This is a genomic window from Paraburkholderia sediminicola (assembly GCF_046026855.1).
In the GTDB taxonomy this organism is placed as follows: domain Bacteria; phylum Pseudomonadota; class Gammaproteobacteria; order Burkholderiales; family Burkholderiaceae; genus Paraburkholderia; species Paraburkholderia sediminicola_A.
Map to the genome: position 1 here is coordinate 16,072 of NZ_JAQQET010000016.1, position 21,042 is coordinate 37,113.

Consider the following 21,042-nt stretch of genomic DNA (forward strand, 5'->3'; position numbering starts at 1 on the left):
CGTCAGAAATCCTTGCAAAGGCGCAGCGCGTCGTAGATCGCGCCGTGAATGTTGTGCATGGAAATGCAGTCGCCGACGCGGAACAGCAGGAAGCGGCCGTTACCGAGTTCTTCGCTGAGCGACGGTTGCGGTTCGGATGCGAAGAGCTTGTGCACGTCTACCTGACCGCGATTGACCGACTCGGGCTTGAGCGTCCAGTAGATCTCGTCGTTCGGCGTGCTGCCGTTCTCGATCACCACCTGATCGACCACGCGCTCTTCCTGCTCCTCCGTGTACTCGTTGCGGATCACGGCGATCTTCCTGCCATCTTCCTCGTAGACCTTGTCGAGCCAGTAGTTCGGCGTATGAATCACGCCTTGCGCGTAGAGACGGCGATAGAAGATCGGGAACGTGGTGCCGCCAACGTCGTCGGCAACCTTCACGTCAGGCGTGACGATCTCGACGTTCGAGCCGCGGCTCGACATAAAATCGGCGACGCCTGCGCCGGCATGCGTGCTGACACCGTCGTAAACCAGTACGTTCTTGCCTGGTTCGACCTTGCCCGACAACACGTCCCATGAACTGACCGCGAGCCCGTCTTCAACACCCCACGCCGGCACTTGCGAGGTGAACGACGAACCGCCCGTGGCCAGCACGACGATATCCGGTTTCTCGGCCATGATGGTTTTTTCGTCGGCAGCGACACCGAGACGGCGATCCACGCCGAGGCGCTTCGTTTCCATATCGAACCAGCGGACAATGCCCGCCATCTGCTCGCGCTGCGGCGCTTTTGCAGCCAGCATGATCTGACCGCCAACGTAATCGTTCTTCTCGAACAGCACCACGTCGTGACCTCGCGATTTCGCCACACGTGCCGCCTCAAGTCCGGCCGGCCCTGCACCGACCACGACCACCTTGCGCTTAGGCCCATGCGTCTTCGCGATTACATGCGGCATGGTTTCTTCGCGCGACGTCGCGGCGTTCTGCACGCACAGCACGTCAAGCCCGTTGTACTGGCGGTCGATGCAATAGTTCGCGCCGACGCATTGCTTGATCTCGTCCTCGCGGCCGTCGCGGATCTTGATGACCATATGCGGATCGGCGATCTGCGCACGCGTCATGCCGACCAGATCGACCATGCCGCTCGCGAGCAAGCGTTCCGCCTGGCCCGCATCGCGGATGCTTTGCGCATGCATCACCGGCAGTTTCACCACCGACTTGATGCCGGCTGCGAGATGCACGAACGGTTCGGGCGGCAACGCCATCGGCGGCATGCAGTTTGCCAGCGTGTTGTGCGTATCCGCGCCGGAACCGATCACGCCGAGGTAATCGATCAGGCCGGATTCGCTCATCGCCTGAGCGATCTCTTTCAACTGTTCGTGATCAAGACCGTCTTCATGAAATTCGTCGCCGCACATACGCAGACCGACGCAAAAATCCGCGCCTACCGCTTCGCGCACTGCGTTCAGGACTTCCGTGCCGAAACGCAGACGGTTTTCTAGCGAGCCGCCCCATTCGTCGGTGCGGAAATTCGTGCGCGGGCTCCAGAATTGATCGATCAGATGCTGGTGCGCCGCCGAGATTTCGATGCCGTCCATACCGGCATCCTTCACGCGCTTCGCCGCCGCTGCAAAGTCCGAAATGATCCGGCGAATCTCTTCTACTTCGATAATCTTCGCATTGCCGCGGTGCACCGGTTCACGCACGCCCGACGGTGACATGAGATGCGGCCAGTGCTCGCCGTGAAACGCCGAACGGCGGCCCATGTGCGTGGCCTGAATCATGATCTTGGCGCCGTGCTGATGCATCGCTTCGGCGAGCCGCGCGAGCGGATCGATGATCTTGTCGGTCGAGAGATTGACCGACTTCCACCAGCCTTGCGGGCTGTCGATCGACACCGGGCTCGAGCCGCCGCACACGGCGAGGCCCACGCCGCCCTTGGCCTTCTCTTCGTAGTAACGGATATAACGGTCGCCGGGCAGACCACCCGGTTCCGCATACACCTCCGCGTGTGCGGTGCTGACGATGCGGTTGCGCAAGGTCAGTTTGTTCAGCGTGAGAGGCTTGAAAAGGTTCGGGTAACGCATCGCGATCGACCTCGGAATGAATAGGCTTTTTTGCGTTTTACGACGCGAGCGGCGACACTTCGAACACGCAGTGATCGTGGCCTTCAGCCGCGCATCGCGCTTCCTTCGAATGAGACGGCGGACCCTTGCGCTGGGATTCCGGGGCGGTGTCGTTGACCCAGTCCATTGCGCCCGCGAACCAGCCGGCGAACATGTAGCAAAGCTTGCCTTCCTTGCCCGGCTGCGCAAGCACGAACGACGAGTGGTGCAATTCGATGCGGGCACGCGAGCTGGACGGATCGGCTTCGGAAATCGTGAAGAGGCCCCAGCCACGTTGCGACAGACGGTTCAGGTAATGCTCGAACACCGCCATGCCGGCAATGCCGTGCTGTTTCGCTTCCTTGTCGCACCAGAAATACGCGGACTTGTAACCGGCCTTGTAGAGAATCTCGGCATACGTGTCGAGGCCGAGTGCTTCTTCGACGGCGGTGTGATTGTTCGTGAAGAAATGACGCGGCACGTAAAGCATCGGCAGCGCGTCGGTCGTCCAGACGCCGGTATTCGGATCGACGTCGATAGGCAGTTGGGGTTGCATGTGGGGCTCCGTTTTTACAGGTTCAGGTTCGGTGAATGGAGAATCAGACTGTCCAGACTTCGCCGAATACCCGTACCCAGTTCTCACCCATGATCTTCTTGATGCGCGTTTCGCTCCAGCCGGCGCGTTCCATCGCGGCCGTCAGGTTCGGAAACTCGCCGATCGTGCGGATGCCTTCCGGATTCACCACCTTGCCGAAGTTCGTCAACTGACGATAACGGCCCTTGTCGTGCGTGATCCAGTCGAAGAACTCCGTGCTATAGCCTTGCGTGAAGTCCGTGCCGATGCCAACCTGGTCTTCGCCGATCAGGTTCACCACGTATTCGATGGCTTCGATATAGTCTTCGACCGTCGCGTCCGGGCCGCGCTTGAGGAACGGCGCGAACATCGTTACGCCGACGAAACCGCCTGCATCTGCAATCTCTTTCAGTTGCTCGTCGCTCTTGTTGCGCGGATGCTCTTTCAGTCCCGACGGGCAGCAATGCGAGTAGCACACCGGCTTGTTCGACGCGGCAATCGCTTCGGATGAAGTCTTGCCGCCCACATGCGAAAGATCGACCATGATGCCGACGCGGTTCATCTCCTGAATCACTTCACGGCCATAGCCCGACAGACCGCCGTCGCGCTCATAGCAGCCCGTGCCGACCAGGTTCTGCGTGTTGTAGCAAAGCTGGACCACGTTCACGCCGAGGTCCTTGAAGGCCTCGATATAGCCGAGGTTGTCTTCGAACGCGTGCGCGTTCTGGAAGCCGAAAATGATGCCGGTCTTGTTCTCTTTCTTCGCGCGGAAGATGTCGTCGGTGGTGCGCACGAGCGTCAGGATCTCGCCGTATTCGCGGATCTGTTGCTTCATCCCGGCGATGTTGTCGACGGTCTTCTGGAAACTTTCCCAGACCGACACGGTGCAGTTCACCGCCGTCACACCGCCCTTGCGCATGTCTTCGAACACCGAGCGCTCGAACTTCGAGATGTTCAGACCGTCGATGATGATGCTGTTGTCGTGCAGAGTGCTCATCGTTTGCTCCAGGCGTGCTTAGTAGATGGGAAAGCGTTCGCACAGCGCGAAAATCTCGCGGCGCACGCGGTGTTCGGTTGCAGCATGGCCTTCCGGCGAATCGCGCAGCGCATCGAGCACTTCGACAATCAACCGCCCGACGTCGCGAAATTCGCTGACACCGAAGCCGCGCGTCGTCCCCGCCGGCGTGCCGAGGCGAACGCCGGACGTGACCGTCGGCTTCTCGGTGTCGAAAGGAATGCCGTTCTTATTGCAGGTGATGCCGGCGCGTTCCAGCGCCTGCTCGACCTGATTGCCTTTGAGGCCCTTCGGGCGCAGGTCGACCAGCAGCAAATGGTTGTCGGTGCCGCCCGTGACGAGATCGACGCCGCCCGCTTTCAACACGTCGCCCAGCGCCTGCGCATTGGCGAGCACGTTGTCGATGTAAGTCTTGAAGCCCGGTTGCAACGCCTCGCCAAACGCCACCGCCTTGCCGGCGATCACATGCATCAGCGGGCCGCCCTGCAAACCCGGAAACACGGCAGAATTGATCTTCTTGGCGATGTCCTCGTCATTCGTCAGAACAAAGCCGCCGCGCGGACCACGCAAAGTCTTGTGCGTGGTCGACGTGACAACATGCGCGTGCTCGACTGGATTCTGGTGACGTCCCGCCGCGATCACGCCGGCAATGTGCGCCATGTCCACCATCAGCTTCGCGCCCACGCCATCGGCGATCTTGCGCAGCCGTACGAAATCCAGCGCGCGCGGATAGGCCGAGAAGCCGGCGATCAGCAGCGCCGGTTTGTGTTGCTGCGCGAGTTCCTCGATCTGCTCGTAATCGATCAGCATCGTGTCGCGATTAACGCCGTATTGCACCGCGTTGAACCATTTACCCGACATCGCCGGCTTGGCGCCATGGGTCAGGTGGCCACCCGCGTCGAGCGACATGCCGAGTACCGTGTCGCCCGGCTTGACCAGCGCGAGCATCACCGCGCCGTTGGCCTGCGCGCCGGAATGCGGCTGCACGTTGGCAAATTTCGCGTTAAAGAGCTGCTTGATGCGATCGAGCGCCAACGTTTCGATCACGTCGACGTATTCGCAACCGCCGTAATAGCGCTTGCCCGGATACCCTTCCGCGTACTTGTTGGTCAGCACCGAGCCTTGCGCTTCGAGCACCGCGCGCGACACGATGTTTTCCGACGCGATCAATTCGACTTGCGACTGCTGGCGTTCAAGTTCTTTCAGAACGGCGCCGCGCACCGCCGCATCACGCGTGGCGAGCGATTCTTCGAAGAAAGGATTCGGGTTCGACATGGAAGGTCCGTGGGGTGGTTGGCGGAGGGCCGGAAGCTGCCGTGAAGCGGGCTTTAAAGCGGGCTGTGAAGCGGGCTCTAAAGCCCTGCCGCTACCGGTCTGCATTGCGTCTATTCTTGACGTTCGCCCCGCGCGTCAATTTACGAATTCAGACGTGTTCTTTGCCTTTTCCGCCATCCGCGTCCTTTTTCGACAAGTCGGCGAGGGTGAATCTCGAACGGTCGTCCGCGCGTTCGCGCTTTTGCTGCACTGCGGCTGATCGCCGTGCGCAGTTCGGGTGCGTGTACGAACGCTGGCGGCGCCGTTCTGGTGCCGTTTGTTTAGCTATCCAACTTTATTAATGCGTAACCGAGGGTTTAGCCTGATGGCACGGTAGTTGCGCTAGTCCTCAAAATTGCAGGAGTCGCCGCTCCCCACGGCGACGCGACATTACAGATTCGAAGGAATCATTCCTCCCATGTCCACCGATCGCACGGCGTCGCTGTCGCATTTCGCATTCATGCCGGTTCCGAACTTCACGATGATTGCATTCAGCAACGCGATCGAAGTCCTCCGCATGGCGAACTACCTGACAGGACAAACGCTTTACCGCTGGTCGATCGTGAGCCCCGAAGGCGGCCCGGTGACGGCAAGCAACGGCCTTTCGGTCGACACCGGCCCAGTTGAATGCGTCGGTCAGCCGGATATCGTGTTCGTGGTCGGCGGTATCGATGTGCAGCGCGCCACGACCTCCGCCCATCTGTCCGCCCTGCGCCGTTTCGCTCGCACGGGCAGCGTGCTCGGCAGCCTGTGCACCGGCACCTATGCGCTGGCGCGCGCCGGCTTGCTGGCCGGTTACGCGTGCGCGATTCACTGGGAGAACATGTCGGCGCTCAAAGAAGAGTTTCCCGATACACGCTTTCTGAAAGAACTGTTCGTGATCGATCGCGATCGCGTCACGTGCACGGGTGGCGTCGCGCCGCTCGACATGATGCTCAATCTGATCGCGCCGCGTGTCGGCACGGCGAGGGTCACGCAGATCGCGGAGCAGTTCATTGTCGAACATGTGCGCGATACGAGCGCACAACAGAAAATGCCGCTGGTGGCGCGGCTCGGTTCGGCCAACAAGTCGCTCTTCGAAGTGATCTCGCTGATGGAGAACAACATTGAAGAGCCGCTTTCACGCGAAGAACTCGCACGGCTCGCCGGCATGTCGCAAAGGCAATTGCAGCGCCTGTTCCGGGAGCATCTGGGCATGACGCCGACGCATTACTATCTGACGCTGCGCTTGCGGCGCTCGCGTGAACTGCTGCTGCAGACCGACATGTCGATCATGCATATCACGATGGCTTGCGGCTTCCAGTCGGCTTGCCACTTCTCGAAGAGCTATCGCGACGCATTCGGCACCGCGCCGACGCGCGAACGGCGCAAGCAGGCGCCCTCGCTGGCTGCCGTGCCGGTCATGGCGGCTTGATCCGCTCGCCTCGCCGGCAACGTCACCCTCTGAAAACATAACGCGTTGAGCGGGAAACCGCTCAACGCGTTATGTTTTGGCCACGTTGTTCAGGCTTACGCGGCAGTCTCGGGCGAGATCGCGAAACATTCCCCGCCCGTGTCATGCCGCTCCATGCCTCAGGCCGCTTTCAACAGCCCGTGCGGATCGATCACAAACTTCTTCGGCGCACCGCCATCGAACTGCCGGTAGCCGTCCGGCGCCTGGTCAAGCGACACGACGGTCACGTTCACGATGTCTGCGATCGGCAGCCGGCCCCACAGGATCGCCTGCATCAGATTGTGGTTGTACTTCATCACCGGCGTTTGCCCGGTATGGAACGAGTGCGACTTGGCCCAGCCGAGACCGAAGCGGATGCTCAGGCTGCCTTTGCGGGCGGCGGCATCGGTGGCGCCCGGATCATCCGTCACGTACAGGCCCGGAATGCCGATCGCGCCAGCGGCCCGGGTGATTTCCATCAGCGAATTGAGCACCGTGGCTGGTGCTTCCTCATGCGAGCCGGTGCTGCCGTGGCCGTGCGCCTCGAAGCCGACGCAGTCCACCGCGCAATCCACCTCGGGCGAGCCGAGAATCTGTTCGATCTGCTCGCCGAGCGTGGCGTCCTTCGACAGGTCGACGGTCTGGAATCCCATCTTGCGAGCATGCGCAAGACGTTCCTCGTTCATATCGCCGACGATCGTGCAGGCCGCGCCCAGCAAGCGCGCCGAAGCGGCAGCTGCCATCCCCACCGGCCCCGCGCCTGCAATATAGACCGTGGCGCCAGGCTTCACGCCCGCCATCACAGCGCCGTGATAACCGGTTGGCAGAATATCGGACAGGCACGTGAGGTCGCGGATTTTCGACATCGCCTGAGCGCGGTCGGGGAATTTCAACAGATTAAAGTCCGCGTACGGCACCAGCACGTACTCGGCCTGGCCGCCAATCCAGCCGCCCATGTCGACGTAACCATAAGCGCCGCCCGCGCGCGACGGATTCACGTTCAGGCACACGCCGGTGTGCTGCGCCTTGCAGGTCGGGCAGCGTCCGCAAGCCACGTTGAACGGTACTGACACCAGGTCGCCGATCTTGAGCGTTTCAACGTCACGCCCTATTTCGATCACCTCGCCGGTGATCTCGTGGCCGAGCACGAGCCCGACTTCGGCGGTTGTGCGGCCACGCACCATGTGCTGATCGGAGCCGCAAATATTCGTGCTTATCACCTTCAGGATCACGCCATGGCCGATCGACCGGCCACGCGGATCGACCATCTTCGGATAGTCGATCGACTGCACTTCCACCTTGCCCTGCCCTAGATACACGACGCCGCGATTGCTGCTCATTTGTCTGTCTCCATGTCTCGTGAGCGGCGCGCCTGTCTCTACGTGACGCGCCGTTCAACGAGCGTAGCGCCCGCCGAAACAAAGGACATGTACCGAACACGACACCGGTTTGGCAGGAACCGACAAGCAAGGCGCAACCGTATGGACGGTGACCTGTTTTCGTCAATTTCGAGCCAAACCGTACTACGGCCGCTACAAACGCGCCCCGCTCAGCTTCTCGCTCAATGCCCACAGGCGTTCCGCGGCATCTGCGTCAACGGCCCACGGCAACACGCCGTTCAACGGCTTGTGATCCGCCGGCACGGCTTCTGCGATATCGACATCCTCGCAATACACGCCGCCCATATGCTCGAGCGCCGGGTTCGTGGCACACCATACTGTCGTGGCCGCGCCCTGTCCGACGGTCTTGTATAACGACCGTTGATCCTCGGGAATCTGCCCCGCCGCGTTGCGAAAACCCATCGCCTGGAGCTCCTCCATCGTGATGGATCGTTGCAGCGCCGTCTCGATTCGGCCCGGATGCACCGCGAATGCGCGAATGCCGTGCGGCGAGCCCCGCCTGTCGAGCGCTATCGTGAACAACACACCGGCGGTTTTGGATTGACCGTAGGCAATCCATTTATCGTAGGGACGACGTTCGAAGTGAGGATCGCCGAAATCGAACGCGGCGCGCCGGTGCGCACCGGACGACAGCGTGACAACCCGCGCGGAACCGCTGCGCTTCAGCGCCGGCCAGAGCCTCGCCGTGAGCTGGAAATGCCCCAGATGATTTGCCGCGAATTGCGCCTCATACCCTCGGGTATCGCGCGTGAAAGGCACAGCCATGATGCCCGCGTTATTGATCAGGAGATGCAACGGGCGACCGCTCGACAGAAATGTATCCGCGAAAGCGTCGATCGAGGCGGGATCGAGCAAGTCGAGTATTGCCACTTCGGTGCGCGGAATGTCGTGGACTGCCTCATAGGCCTTGTCCGGCGTCCTCGCGGGAACGATCACCGTTGCTCCTGCTTCAGCCAGCACGCGTGTCGTCTCGAGGCCGATGCCGGAATATCCGCCGGTGACGATCGCCACCTTGCCGCGCAGATCGACGCCGGCGATCACGTCGGCCGCGGTGCTACGCGAACCGAATCCGGAATGAAGCGGAGTTTGCAGGTTTGTCATGGATTTTCCTTGAAATGAAGTGCTGCCTGAGCGCGCCTTTGCCGAAGGCCTTTTTGAGTACTTGCATGAGTCCCTATACCTCGTGATCGATGACGACACATTCAAAGGCGCTCGCTGTCGCGGCGGCCTCCATGGCTTCCGGTAGTTCAGCGAGCGGATAAACACGCGCATGCAGCGCGGCGATGTGAAGTTGTCCGCTGCGAACGAGATCGAGCAGACGCCGGTACGCGTCGCGTGGATACATGAACTGGCCAAGAATCTCCCAGCCGTTCAGCATGACTTCGGTATAGGGAATCGGCAGCGGGACGGTCATGCTGCCCATCAGCACAAGCCTGCCGCCCTGAGCGAGGCCGCGCAGCGCGGCAAGCGTCAGATTGGGGTCGCGCGCGTTGCCGACCATATCGAACGCCATGTGCGCGCCACCACCTGCCGCCGCGCGTATCGCTTCGGCGTCGGCAGCTACATCGCCTGTCGCCACCACCGTGACCACACGCCCGCGGCCGAGCGCCGCAACAGACTCGAGTACTTGCGCATTTCTTCCGACCGCGACGACGCGGCTCGCCCCCATCGCCAATGCGACGAGTACGGCGGCACTGCCATACGCGCCTGTCGCGCCTGACACGACCAGCGTTTCTCCCGCTGCGAGACGCCCGCGCAGCAAACCACCGAACGGCACGATGCAGCGTGTCGTCAAAGCGAGCTGTACTGCGCTGAGTTGCGGCAGATCGTCTACCGGCGTCACCGCGCTCGCAGGAAAGGATGCATATTCAGCGAGCGTGCCGTCCGGCCAGTCGGCCTGCACACGGTGGCCGACGGATCCGTTCGCCGTCACGCCGATCAGGATCTGCGCCGGCTCCCGCACGTTTTCCTGCGCGACGAAATGCGACTGCAGGACAACACGTTGCCCAGGCTGCAGATGCCACACGTCGCGGCCCACCGCATGCACGACACCCACACCGTTTCCGCCGGGAATAAACGGTTGCGGCGGCGCGTGATAGATCGGCAGTTCGCCGCCGACATACTGCTTCATGTACGACATCAACGACGACGCTTCGATGCGAACCACGACACCGCCCGCGCGTGGTTCAGGAACAGGAATATCGGTCAGGCTCAGCGTGCCGCCGAGCCGCTCGAGTTGCCAGGCTTTCATGGGTAGATGCTCCGTACGTCAAGCGATGTATTCGATGCAAGGTTGACGCTATGATCCTGCTAACGAACATTCGTGCCTATAATAGAAACGCCCTCATTTCTATTAGATCGTACATTTATGGACGCACTTTCCGACGTGCTCTCGATGCTGCGGGTAAGCAGCGTGTTGTCGTCCCGCTTCGAAGGACGTGGCGCGTGGGCCTTCCGTTTTCCCGCATACCAGGGCGTCAAGTTCGGCGGCGTGCTATCGGGGCGTTTTCATCTGTGGATCGTCGGCAGCAAAGCGCCTTTGACGCTCGAAAAGGGCGATTTCTACATGCTCACGGACGGCCAGCAATTCTGTTCGGCGAGCGACCCCGAGCGTGTGCCGCTCGATGGCCCGGCGGCTTATCGCAGCATTCGCGGTGCGGACGGCGTGGTTCGCTACCAGGGTGACGATGGCGATCACGAACAGGTGAGCATCGCGAGCGGCCGCTTCACGTTTGAAAACGACGTCACGGAGATTCTGCTCAGGCATCTGCCGCCGCTGATTCATCTTCGTGCTGCGGATCTGGGGTCGCACGCGCTTTCGCGTCTCCTCGACCTGCTTGAATGGGAAACGAGCGGCCTGCAAGCCGGCGCGGATGTCGCGAGCAGCAGTCTTGCCGCATTGGTTCTCGTTCACGTGCTACGCGCTTATCTGGCGTCAACGCCGCAACCCGAGGGCTGGCTGGGCGCCCTGGCCGATCCGAAGATCGGCGGCGCCCTGTCGATGATGCATGCGCAACCCGGCGAACGTTGGACCGTCGATAGCCTCGCGTCTTCGGTGGGCATGTCGCGCACCGCGTTTGCGACGCGCTTTCGTCGGCAAGTGGGCTGCGCGCCGGTCGAATACCTCGCTCAATGGCGCATGACGATTGCCCGCTCCGCGCTCAAACATTCGGAGGAACCGTTGACGGACATCGCGTCGCGAATCGGCTATCTGTCGGACACGGCATTCAGCATCGCGTTCAAGCGCTCCACCGGACAGAGTCCCGGCCGATTCCGTGTGCTCAGTCGCGAGGCGTGAGGCGTAAACGTCTGGCTTCAACGCGGCGTTGATTGCCGGGCAATGCTCATATGTGCGCTGATGCAACCCGGTTTTTATTGATTGACCGTTCAATATAAAAAAACTAACATAGCCCATCGAACACTTGGGCGGCCTGCCTGCGCCTGCCGCCCCTCGCATCATGCCCAAACTTGGAATGCGCGAAATCCGCCGCGCACAATTGATCGACGCCACGCTGCTGACCATCGACCAGGCCGGTCTCGCCGGCGCAACGCTCGCCTCGGTCGCGCAGCGCGCGAGCATTTCCACCGGCATCGTCAGTCACTATTTCGGCGACAAGGACGGTTTGCTCGAAGCCACCATGCGCCACGTGCTGCGCGATCTGTGGCAAGCCACCTCACGCAGGCGCCGTGCGGCGAAGGCGGATCCGCGCTCGAAACTCCGTGCCGTCGTCGCGGCGAATTTCGACGCAGCGCAAACCAGCGGCCCCGTGATGAAAACGTGGCTCGCGTTCTGGTCCGAGAGCATGCACAAGCCGCAATTACGGCGGCTTCAGTACGTCAACACGCGGCGGTTGAACTCGAACCTGTGCGCGGATTTTTCGAAAGCGCTGCCGCGGCCGGCGGCGCGCCGTGCGGCTGGCGGTCTCGCGGCGCTGATCGACGGTCTATGGCTGCGCGGCGCCTTGTCCGGTGAGCCCTTCGATACGAAGGCGGCACTGCGCGTGGCGAACGAATACATCGATCTGGTCCTGGAAGCACGCAACTAGACCGGCAACATTTTAGAAAGGAGCAAGTCATGGCGGTATCCGCAACGCAACGTCTCTATATAGGCGGCGCCTACGTCGACGCAACCAGTGGAGAAACTTTCGACACGCTCGACCCCGCCACCGGCGAAACGCTCGCGACGGTGCAACAGGCCTCGGCGGCCGATGTCGATCGCGCAGTGCAATCGGCACGCGAAGGTCAACGCGAGTGGACCGCGCTCACGGCAATGCAGCGCTCACGCATCCTGCGCCGCGCAGTCGATATGCTGCGAGAACGCAACAACGAACTCGCCGCGCTCGAAACGCGCGACACCGGCAAGCCCATCGCGGAGACCCAGGCGGTCGATATCGTCACCGGCGCGGATGTGATCGAGTACTACGCGGGGCTCGCCACCGCGATCGAGGGGCAGCAGATTCCGTTGCGGCCGTCGTCGTTCGTTTATACGCGGCGTGAACCGCTGGGCGTGTGCGCTGGTATCGGCGCGTGGAATTACCCTATTCAGATAGCGTGCTGGAAGTCGGCGCCCGCGTTGGCGGCCGGCAACGCGATGATCTTCAAGCCGAGCGAAATCACGCCGCTGTCCGCGTTGAAACTCGCTGAGATTTATACCGAAGCCGGTGTACCGGCGGGCGTGTTCAATGTCGTGCAAGGCGACGGGCGCGTTGGTGCGATGCTTGCCGCGCATCCGGACATCGAGAAGATTTCGTTCACGGGCGGTGTGGAAACGGGCAAGAAGGTGATGTCGCTGGCAGGCGCATCGTCGCTGAAAGAAGTGACAATGGAGCTGGGTGGCAAGTCCCCCCTGCTCGTCTTCGACGATGCCAATCTCGAGCGCGCCGCCGACATCGCAATGAGCGCCAACTTCTTCAGCTCCGGTCAGGTCTGCACGAACGGCACGCGTGTATTCGTGCAGCGTAGCGTGCTGGAACGGTTCGAAGCGCTGGTGCTCCAACGTGTCAAGCGGATTCGCGTCGGCGCGCCGACTGACGCCGGTACCAACTTCGGCCCGCTGGTCAGCGCCGCGCAATTGCAAAAAGTACTCGGCTACATCGAAAACGGTGTGCAGGAAGGCGCTCAACTCATTGCCGGTGGCAAACGACTGACGGAAGGCCACTTCGCCAACGGCCAGTATGTCGAACCGACGGTTTTCACCGGCTGCCATGACGGCATGCGTATCGTGCGTGAAGAAATCTTCGGCCCGGTGATGAGCATCCTCGTGTTCGACGACGAAGACGAAGCGATCTCGCGCGCAAATAACACCGCTTACGGTCTCGCCGCAGGTGTCGTGACCGAGAATCTGGCGCGTGCGCATCGCGTGATTCATCGGCTCGAAGCGGGTATCTGCTGGATCAATACGTGGGGCGAATCGCCGGCCGAAATGCCGGTGGGCGGCTACAAGCAATCGGGCGTCGGCCGGGAGAACGGCATCACCACGCTCGAACACTACACGCGCATCAAGTCCGTGCAGGTCGAACTCGGCCCGTATCAACCGGTGTTCTAAGGAGAGGCGACGATGGCTTCGAACGAATACGACTACATCATCGTCGGCGCGGGTTCAGCAGGCAACGTGCTCGCCTCGCGTCTGACCGAAGACGCGGGCGTGACCGTGCTGCTCCTCGAAGCAGGCGGCCCCGACTACCGTTTCGATTTCCGTACGCAGATGCCCGCGGCCCTCGCCTATCCGCTGCAGGGGCGGCGCTACAACTGGGCGTACGAAACCGACCCCGAGCCGCATATGAACAACCGCCGCATGGAATGCGGACGAGGCAAGGGGCTCGGTGGTTCGTCGCTGATCAACGGCATGTGCTACATCCGCGGCAACGCGCTCGATTACGACGGCTGGGCCGGGCGCCCTGGGCTGGAAAACTGGACGTATCTGGATTGCCTGCCGTACTTCCGCAAAGCCGAAACGCGCGATGTGGGTGCGAACGCGTATCACGGTGGCGACGGCCCCGTGCATGTAACAACGAGCAAGCCCGGCAATAATCCCTTGTTCGCGGCGATGGTCGAGGCCGGCGTGCAGGCGGGTTTTCCGCGCACCAACGATCTGAACGGCTATCAACAGGAAGGCTTCGGTCCGATGGATCGCACGGTCACGGCGAACGGCCGACGCGCCAGCACCGCGCGCGGCTATCTGGATCGCGCGAAGACGCGCGCGAATCTGACCATCGTGACGCATGCCGTGACCGATCGCGTGCTGTTCTTGGGCAAACGCGCGATTGGCGTCGCGTATCTGCATCATGGCAGTGCAGTGACTGCGCACGCACGCCGCGAAGTGCTGGTCTGCAGCGGCGCGATTGCCTCGCCGCAATTGCTGCAACGCTCAGGCGTCGGCCGCTCGACGTGGTTGCGCGAACTCGACCTGCCGCTCGTGCACGATCTGCCGGGCGTTGGCGAAAACCTGCAGGACCATCTGGAGATGTATATCCAGTACGAATGCAAGGAGCCGGTCTCGCTGTATCCGGCGTTGCAATGGTGGAATCAACCAGCAATCGGACTGGAATGGATGCTGAATGGCACGGGCATTGGTGCAAGCAACCAGTTCGAAGCCGGTGGTTTCATCCGTACTCGCGACGAGGATTTATGGCCGAACATCCAGTATCACTTCTTGCCCGTCGCGATCAACTACAACGGGTCTAACGCGATCAAAATGCACGGTTTTCAGGCGCATGTCGGTTCGATGCGTTCGCCGAGCCGTGGCCGTGTGAAGCTCACGTCGCGCGATCCTGGCGCACATCCGAGCATCCTCTTCAACTACATGGCCGATCCGCTCGACTGGCGCGAATTCCGTGACGGCATCCGCATTACGCGCGAGATCATGCGTCAGCCGGCGCTCGATCGTTATCGTGGCCGCGAGCTGAATCCGGGCGCGGAGTTGACCACGGACGAGCAACTCGACACTTTCGTGCGGATGCGCGCGGAGACGGCGTTTCATCCGTCGTGCTCGTGCAAGATGGGTTATGACGACATGGCGGTCGTCGACAACGAGGGGCGCGTGCATGGCATGGAAGCATTGCGTGTGGTCGACGCGTCGATCATGCCGTTGATCACAACGGGCAATCTGAACGCGCCAACGATCATGCTTGCAGAGAAGATCGCGGATCGGATTCGTGGGCGGGAAGCGCTGGCTCGGGTGGAAACGCCCTACTTTGTGGCAAACGGCGTGGCGTCCAGGAAGCGTGAAGGGGCGACGGTTTAATTCACGTCGACACAAACTATCGAATCGGGTGTCAGCAATAAGGCCGCGAATATTTTCGCGGCCCTATTGCCTGGGTCACTCCCGCGCAGGACTCAACACCCCATGCGCGTCCGATTCAACTGCCTCGGACACCAGGGTCTCCAGCGCGAGCCCACGCGTCTCGATCCCCATGATCCACACAGCCGCAGCCGCGATCACAAAGCACATCGCGCCGAGCGAGAACACGCCGCCCTGGCCGAACACCGGCAGCACAACACCAACGACGTAAGGGCCGATCAACGAACCCACGCGGCCGATCGCTGAGGCAAACCCCGACCCGGTAGCCCGCGCGCCGGTGCCATATAGCTCAGGCGTATACGTGTAAAGCACCGCCCACATCGCAAACAGGAAGAACTGCATGGCGAGCCCGGCACAGATCAACAGCGTCGGCGCTTGCGCGTGCAGTGCGGTTTGTCCGTAGACATATGCCATCACCGCGCTGCCGGCCAGCGACGCAATACAGGTCGGCTTACGTCCCCAACGTTCGACAAGCCACGCCGCGCAGATAAAACCCGGAATCCCGCCGAGCGAAATCAGCACCGTATACAGCACCGACTTCGTCACCGCAAAGCCCGCTTGCTGCATCAACGCACCGAGCCACGATGTCAGCCCATAAAATCCAAGCAACGCAAAGAACCACAGCGTCCACACCATGATCGTGCGACGCCGGTAGGCCATGCTCCAGATCTCGCGAAATGCGCCCGTGCCCTTCGCGGCCGGCGGTTCCTGCAGCATCGCCGGCGCACGCAACTGGCTCAGGCCGGCCGCTTTCATCACCTTCACTTCGACTTCGGCGAGAATCTTGTCCGCTTCGGCGAGGCGTCCGCGATGCTCCAGCCAGCGCGGCGATTCCGGTACGACGCGGCGCACGATCAGCACGAACACGGCAGGAATCGCCAGCAGCGCGAACTCCGTGCGCCACCCGAATGCCGGCAACACGAAATACGACACCACGCCCGCCGTGATGAAGCCGAGCGGCCAGAAGCCATCCATCAGCGCAATCAAACGTCCGCGCGACGCGGCAGGCACGAATTCGGACAGGAGCGTCTGCGCAATGGGAAACTCCATCCCCATACCGAAACCAAGCAGCACGCGATAGAAAATCAGCGCCTCGACGCTCTGCGCCGTCGAGCACAGATACGATGCGAGACCCCATAACACCATGCTCCACTGAAACACGGGCCGCCGTCCGAAGCGATCGGCCAGCAATCCGGCAACGGCCGCACCGATCACCATGCCGAAGAAGCTCGCGCTTGCGACCAGCCCAGCCGTCGCGGTCGACAAATGGAATTCGGTCTTGATCGAGCCGAGCACGAAGGTCATCGTGCCGAGATCGACCGAGTCGAAAAAGAATGCGACCGCGATGATGATGAAGATGGTCCGGTGATATCCGGAGAACGGCAGTCGCTCGAGTCTGGCGGCTGCGCTCGCGCGAGGCTGAAAAGCGGTGGACATGTCATTCCCTCGTTGATGCGGCGGCTGCCGCGTGGACGTTCCGATCAGTGCAATTCAGTAGACGCCGACATAAATCGGCCACATAGAAGAAATACGTCATGGGGATGGAACGGGAGCGTCGTTCCGGCCGTTCGCGAGCCTTACGGTCGCAGCCGTGCACGCGCAGCGCCGGCAATGCGCGCAAGCGCCTCCGCACTCAACCGGGCGGCGATTTTCTCAACGTATTCGTGATGCCGCGTTTGAAGCGGTGCGCCGAGTTGTTGCGCGAGGAGATAGCGGATCAGGGCGATGCGCCGGTGCCGCAACACAATGCTTTGATCGAGCAGTGCGAGCGCGGCGTGAGCATCGCCTTGATGGCACGCGCGCTCAGTGAGGCGCGAGGTAGCGAGACGTGTCGACGTCATGTCAGTCGGCGGCCCGGAGAGCCGCGAGCGGTGCCTCAGCAAGACACCACTCGCCGCATCTCACGACATCAGCGGCTCGGCCGCGTCGAGCATCATCTTGACGAAGTAGTCCGCAAAACTGCGGCGCACGACAATATCGAAACTATCCGCACCACTAGGCAGCAGCGTCATCGATGCCTTGAAGTAGTGGCTCTGTGCGCACTGCCCTTCACCGAACAATTTCGGGTGCAGATCGAGCGGGCAACCGCGTGCCAACACTTCACGCGTACGCGTGCCGCTGATTTCGAGCACCGTATAGCCGCTGCCGATATCCACCGCCGATGCGAACACGCCCGCAAATGCAGCACCGAGCTTCGCCTGCAACGGCGCGGTGCGGGTGGCGTCATGCGCCATCGCCGAGCGCGCCAGCCACTCGTCCGGGCCGAGCCAGAGCAAATCATAGCCATTGCCTCGGGCGAAGGTGTTCGCTTTCTCGGGCGGGCGGCAACCGATCACGCTTTCCACTGCCTTCATGAACGCCGCATCGCGCGTATCGCCGCGCACGTTCACCAGTTCCAGAAACGGCCGCTCGCTCAACCGGAACGCCGCCGAGGCCGTCGCCTGATGCTTCTTCAGCAGCGCATCCGTCCCCACCAGCGGCGACTCCTGCCACACGCCCGTTTGCTGGCCGACAGCGCGGTCCACCGCCGACACCGTTCCTCTAGTTTCATTCCACATGTTGACGTGCTCCTTCGCTGTCGTAGAACACCGAGCTGGTGACCTTGGCCGCAATCTGCTTGCCACTCGCGAGCGGAATAGTGACCGTTTCGCCGATCTTGTCGAGACCGCCCTTCACCACCGCCATTGCAATCGAGCGTTTCAGGATCGGGCTGTAATAGCTCGACGTGACGTGTCCGAGCATCGGCGCGGTATCGCCCTGGAAAGGACCCGCAACGATCTGCGAGCCTTCGGGAATCACGAACGACGGGTCGTCGGAGAGCAGCCCGACCAGCTGCTTACGCCCCGCCTTCGCCGTGTCCGTTCGTGTCAATGAACGCTTGCCAAGAAAGTCTTTCGACTTCGCGACCAGCCCGCCCATGCCGAGATCGTACGGTGTCATCGAGCCGTCCGTATCCTGACCGACGATGATGTAACCCTTCTCCGCACGCAACACGTGCATGGTTTCCGTGCCATACGGCGTGATGTCGAATTCCGCGCCCGCGGCCATCAGCGCTTCCCACACCGCGCGACCTACGTTCGCGGGCACGTTCACTTCATAAGCGAGTTCGCCTGAAAAGCTGATCCGCATCACGCGTGATGCTGCGCCTGCCACGGTGCCTTCGCGATAACTCATGAACGGGAACGCCGCATTTGCAAAGTCGATGTCGTGGCACACGTTCTGCAAAACCTTGCGGCTGTTCGGACCGACTACGGCGAAGGTTGCCCAGTGATCCGTCACGGAAGCAAGCCGCACGCGCATGTCCGGCCACTCGGTTTGCAGCCAGCGTTCAAGCCAGGTGAGCACGCGCGCCGCGCCGCCCGTGGTGGTGGTCATCATGTAGTGCTGGTCGGCGAGACGCACGGTCACGCCGTCGTCGAAAATCATGCCGTTTTCGTCGAGCATCAGACCATAGCGGCACTTGCCGATTTCCAGCTTGCTCCACGGATTCGTGTAGACCCAGTTCAGCAGTTTCGCGGAGTCGGGGCCCTGAATATCGATCTTGCCGAGCGTCGAGGCATCGAGAATGCCGACGCTCGTGCGCACCGCCAGCGACTCACGCGCGACAGCGGCGTGCATGTCCTCGCCCGGCTTCGCGAAGTACCACGGACGCTTCCAGTTGCCGACGTCCTCAAACGCCGCACCATTCTCCACGTGCCATTCGTGCACCGCTGTCTTGCGCACCGGATCGAGAAACTCGCCGAGTTCGCGACCGGCAAACGTGCCGAACGTCACCGGCGTGTAGTTCGGACGGAACGTCGTCGTGCCGGTTTCGGGAATCGTCTTGCCGAGCGCCTGCGCGAGAATCGCCATGCCGTTGATGTTGCCGAGCTTGCCCTGATCGGTGCCGAAACCCATCGCCGTATAACGCTTCACGTGTTCGACCGACTCGAAGCCTTCGCGCGCCGCGAGGAAAATATCGGCCGCCGAGACGTCGTTCTGGAAGTCGACGAACTGCTTCGGCCCGCGCGTCGAAAGTTCGCGACCGCCGACGAGCCACAGCGGTTGCATCTTCGTTTCGGTAATCTCGGTCACCTGCACCGGATTCGGTCGTGCAACGATGTGGCCAGCCGCACGCGCCGCCTCGACACCGGCATCGACCGCAAAGCGGATGCCCTGTCCTAGCGTGAAGTCGCCGGCACACGCGCCAATGCTCGTTTCCGCCTGCATCGCCTTGCCCGGCACGAAGCAGACCTTGTCGTCATGCCAGTGCGCCTTGCCGCCCGATTGCGCGAACAGGTGCAGCACCGGGCTCCAACCGCCGGACATCGCGAGCAGATCGCAGGGCAGTTCGCCCTGCTTTGCACCGACCTGTCCGTTCGAATACGACGCTATGTCTACAGACGAGACGCGAAGCTTGCCGTGCGCGGCCGTAATGACCACACCGCTCATCACCTTGACGCCATAGCGCCGGGCGAGCGCAGGCAGCGTACCCTTCGATTCGCCCACACGCGGATCGACAACCGTCACCTGGGCACCCGCCGCTTTCAGATCGAGCGCGCATTGATAACCGTCGTCGTTGTTCGTGAACACCACGGCATTGCGTCCGGGCAGCACTGCATAGCGATGCAGGTACGTCGACACCGCCGAAGCCAGCATCACGCCCGGCAGATCGTTGTTGCCGAACACGATCGGCCGCTCATGCGCGCCCGTTGCGAGAATCACGCGCTTCGCGCGAATCTTCCACATCAGCTCGCGGGTGCCCTTTCTCTGCGACACCGGCAGATGTTCGGTGAGCCGCTGCGTGACGGTGATGAGGTTATGGTCCTGATAACCGAATGCAGTGCTGCGGCACAGGATCTTCACATCGGGCATCTGCCGAAGTTCGTCCTCGATCTTGTGGACCCATTGCAGCGCGGATTTGCCATCGATCTCCGCGCGGCACGACAGCAACGAGCCGCCAAGTTCCGGCTGGTCGTCGATCAGCGTCACGCGCGCGCCTGACAATGCCGCCGCATGCGCCGCCGCCAGACCCGTTGGGCCACCGCCGACCACCAGTACGTCGCAATGCGCAAAGCATTTGTCGTAGCGGTCCGCATCGGTTTGCTCGGGCGCCTTGCCGAGACCGGCCGCATCGCGGATCACCTCCTCATACTTCGGCCAGAACTTGCGCGGCCACATGAAGGTCTTGTAGTAGAAGCCCGCCGGAATGAAGCGCGCGAACTTCTGGTTGATTGCCATGCGGTCCTTCTCGATGTTCGGCTTCGCGTTCACGCTGGTCGCAACGAGCCCCTGATACAGCTCCACCTCAGTCGCACGCGCGTTCGGCACCGTGTACGCGCCGGTTTCGAGTTGCACGATCGCATTCGGTTCTTCCACACCCGCCGTCACGATGCCGCGCGGCCGGTGGTACTTCCAGCTGCGCGCCACGAAGTGCTCACCGTTCGCGAGCAGCGCGGACGCGAGCGTGTCGCCCTGATAGCCCTGATACTTGCGGCCGTTGAACGTGAAGTTCAGTACGATTGCGCGGTTGATGCGCCCGCCGCTGGGGAGTCGGTCTCTCTGGCTCATGGTGCCTTACCCTCGTGTGCCTTGTCTTGTGCGTTAGCCTCGTTGCTGTCCATCGCGAGCAGCGGACGTTCGAACGTCTCATAGCCCTGAATCTCGTAGCTCACGGTGTCGCGCTGCGCTTTGAACCAGCGGCGGCATCCCTGGGTGTGCATCCATTGCTCACGATGCACGCCGCGTGAGTTCTTGCGCATGAACAGGTAGTCGCCCCATTCCTTGTCGGTGAGTTTGTCGGTGTCGAGCGGACGCGCAATATCCGCTTCGCCGCCGCAAGAAAATTCGGTTTCGGCGCGTGGCCCGCACCATGGGCATTCGATCAACAGCATCTGGTTCTTCTCCCGTGTCGACCAGAGTTGGCGCTTTAGCGCCTTACTCT

At 61.9% G+C, this 21,042-nt stretch carries 17 protein-coding genes; 5 read left to right on the forward strand and 12 right to left on the reverse strand.

Translation table 11 applies throughout. From position 1 onward, the window contains the following. Nucleotides 1–2 precede the first annotated feature (2 nt). The 4 genes from PQR40_RS18710 to glyA are packed head-to-tail and all read right to left on the reverse strand — an operon-like array spanning nucleotide 3 to nucleotide 4,948. On the reverse strand, nucleotides 3–2,066 hold the full coding sequence (locus PQR40_RS18710; RefSeq protein WP_408509543.1) for an oxidoreductase: 2,064 nt from the start codon (nucleotides 2,064–2,066) through the stop codon (nucleotides 3–5). Nucleotides 2,067–2,103: 37 nt separating this feature from the next. Beyond that, entirely contained in the window at nucleotides 2,104–2,640 is a 537-nt protein-coding gene (locus PQR40_RS18715; RefSeq protein WP_408225014.1) for a DUF5943 domain-containing protein, read from the reverse strand. A gap of 43 nt (nucleotides 2,641–2,683) precedes the next feature. Beyond that, nucleotides 2,684–3,655, reverse strand: a complete 972-nt coding sequence (locus tag PQR40_RS18720; RefSeq protein WP_408339034.1) for a dipeptidase — start codon at nucleotides 3,653–3,655, stop codon at nucleotides 2,684–2,686. 18 nt (nucleotides 3,656–3,673) lie between these two features. Continuing rightward, the gene (glyA, locus tag PQR40_RS18725; RefSeq protein WP_408225020.1) at nucleotides 3,674–4,948 is read right to left on the reverse strand and encodes a serine hydroxymethyltransferase; all 1,275 of its coding nucleotides are present in this window, start codon (nucleotides 4,946–4,948) and stop codon (nucleotides 3,674–3,676) included. A gap of 457 nt (nucleotides 4,949–5,405) precedes the next feature. On the opposite strand from glyA, the gene PQR40_RS18730 reads away from it, so the two are divergent. Continuing rightward, the gene (locus PQR40_RS18730) at nucleotides 5,406–6,401 is read left to right on the forward strand and encodes a GlxA family transcriptional regulator (RefSeq protein WP_408509544.1); all 996 of its coding nucleotides are present in this window, start codon (nucleotides 5,406–5,408) and stop codon (nucleotides 6,399–6,401) included. A gap of 158 nt (nucleotides 6,402–6,559) precedes the next feature. On the opposite strand, the gene fdhA is transcribed toward PQR40_RS18730, so the two are convergent. From fdhA to PQR40_RS18745, 3 genes are all read right to left on the reverse strand, one after another. After that, a complete protein-coding gene (fdhA, locus tag PQR40_RS18735; protein WP_408509545.1) occupies nucleotides 6,560–7,759 on the reverse strand; it encodes a formaldehyde dehydrogenase, glutathione-independent in 1,200 nt (399 codons plus the stop codon). 192 nt (nucleotides 7,760–7,951) lie between these two features. Beyond that, nucleotides 7,952–8,920 (reverse strand): oxidoreductase, encoded by a 969-nt coding sequence (locus PQR40_RS18740; RefSeq protein WP_408509546.1) that lies wholly within the window; start codon nucleotides 8,918–8,920, stop codon nucleotides 7,952–7,954. Nucleotides 8,921–8,993: 73 nt separating this feature from the next. Beyond that, nucleotides 8,994–10,070, reverse strand: a complete 1,077-nt coding sequence (locus PQR40_RS18745) for a zinc-binding dehydrogenase (protein ID WP_408509547.1) — start codon at nucleotides 10,068–10,070, stop codon at nucleotides 8,994–8,996. Nucleotides 10,071–10,187: 117 nt separating this feature from the next. Here PQR40_RS18745 and PQR40_RS18750 point away from each other — a divergent pair, with 117 nt between their 5' ends. The 4 genes from PQR40_RS18750 to betA all read left to right on the forward strand — a co-directional run bounded on the left by PQR40_RS18750 (nucleotide 10,188) and on the right by betA (nucleotide 15,062). Further along, complete coding sequence (locus PQR40_RS18750; RefSeq protein ID WP_408509548.1) at nucleotides 10,188–11,117, forward strand: AraC family transcriptional regulator; 930 nt, start codon at nucleotides 10,188–10,190, stop codon at nucleotides 11,115–11,117. Between the two features lie 160 nt (nucleotides 11,118–11,277). Then, nucleotides 11,278–11,865 carry a transcriptional regulator BetI gene (gene betI, locus PQR40_RS18755; RefSeq protein WP_408225035.1) on the forward strand — a complete coding sequence of 196 codons (588 nt, stop codon included), beginning with the start codon at nucleotides 11,278–11,280 and terminating at the stop codon, nucleotides 11,863–11,865. A gap of 29 nt (nucleotides 11,866–11,894) precedes the next feature. After that, complete coding sequence (gene betB / locus PQR40_RS18760; RefSeq protein WP_408484914.1) at nucleotides 11,895–13,364, forward strand: betaine-aldehyde dehydrogenase; 1,470 nt, start codon at nucleotides 11,895–11,897, stop codon at nucleotides 13,362–13,364. A 12-nt stretch (nucleotides 13,365–13,376) separates the two neighbouring features. Beyond that, nucleotides 13,377–15,062, forward strand: a complete 1,686-nt coding sequence (gene betA, locus PQR40_RS18765; protein ID WP_408509549.1) for a choline dehydrogenase — start codon at nucleotides 13,377–13,379, stop codon at nucleotides 15,060–15,062. Between the two features lie 75 nt (nucleotides 15,063–15,137). Here betA and PQR40_RS18770 read toward each other — a convergent pair whose 3' ends face one another. The 5 genes from PQR40_RS18770 to PQR40_RS18790 all read right to left on the reverse strand — a co-directional run bounded on the left by PQR40_RS18770 (nucleotide 15,138) and on the right by PQR40_RS18790 (nucleotide 20,992). After that, entirely contained in the window at nucleotides 15,138–16,556 is a 1,419-nt protein-coding gene (locus PQR40_RS18770) for an MFS transporter (protein WP_408225044.1), read from the reverse strand. A gap of 140 nt (nucleotides 16,557–16,696) precedes the next feature. Continuing rightward, nucleotides 16,697–16,960 carry a hypothetical protein gene (locus PQR40_RS18775; protein ID WP_408509550.1) on the reverse strand — a complete coding sequence of 88 codons (264 nt, stop codon included), beginning with the start codon at nucleotides 16,958–16,960 and terminating at the stop codon, nucleotides 16,697–16,699. A 60-nt stretch (nucleotides 16,961–17,020) separates the two neighbouring features. Then, nucleotides 17,021–17,677: a sarcosine oxidase subunit gamma gene (locus PQR40_RS18780; protein WP_408509551.1), complete on the reverse strand. Its 657-nt coding sequence runs from the start codon at nucleotides 17,675–17,677 to the stop codon at nucleotides 17,021–17,023. Beyond that, nucleotides 17,667–20,669, reverse strand: a complete 3,003-nt coding sequence (locus PQR40_RS18785; RefSeq protein WP_408509552.1) for a sarcosine oxidase subunit alpha family protein — start codon at nucleotides 20,667–20,669, stop codon at nucleotides 17,667–17,669. The genes PQR40_RS18780 and PQR40_RS18785 overlap by 11 nt, the downstream gene beginning before the upstream one ends. Next, nucleotides 20,666–20,992: a sarcosine oxidase subunit delta gene (locus PQR40_RS18790; protein WP_154560707.1), complete on the reverse strand. Its 327-nt coding sequence runs from the start codon at nucleotides 20,990–20,992 to the stop codon at nucleotides 20,666–20,668. Before PQR40_RS18790 ends, PQR40_RS18785 begins: the two co-directional genes overlap by 4 nt. Nucleotides 20,993–21,042 lie beyond the last annotated feature (50 nt).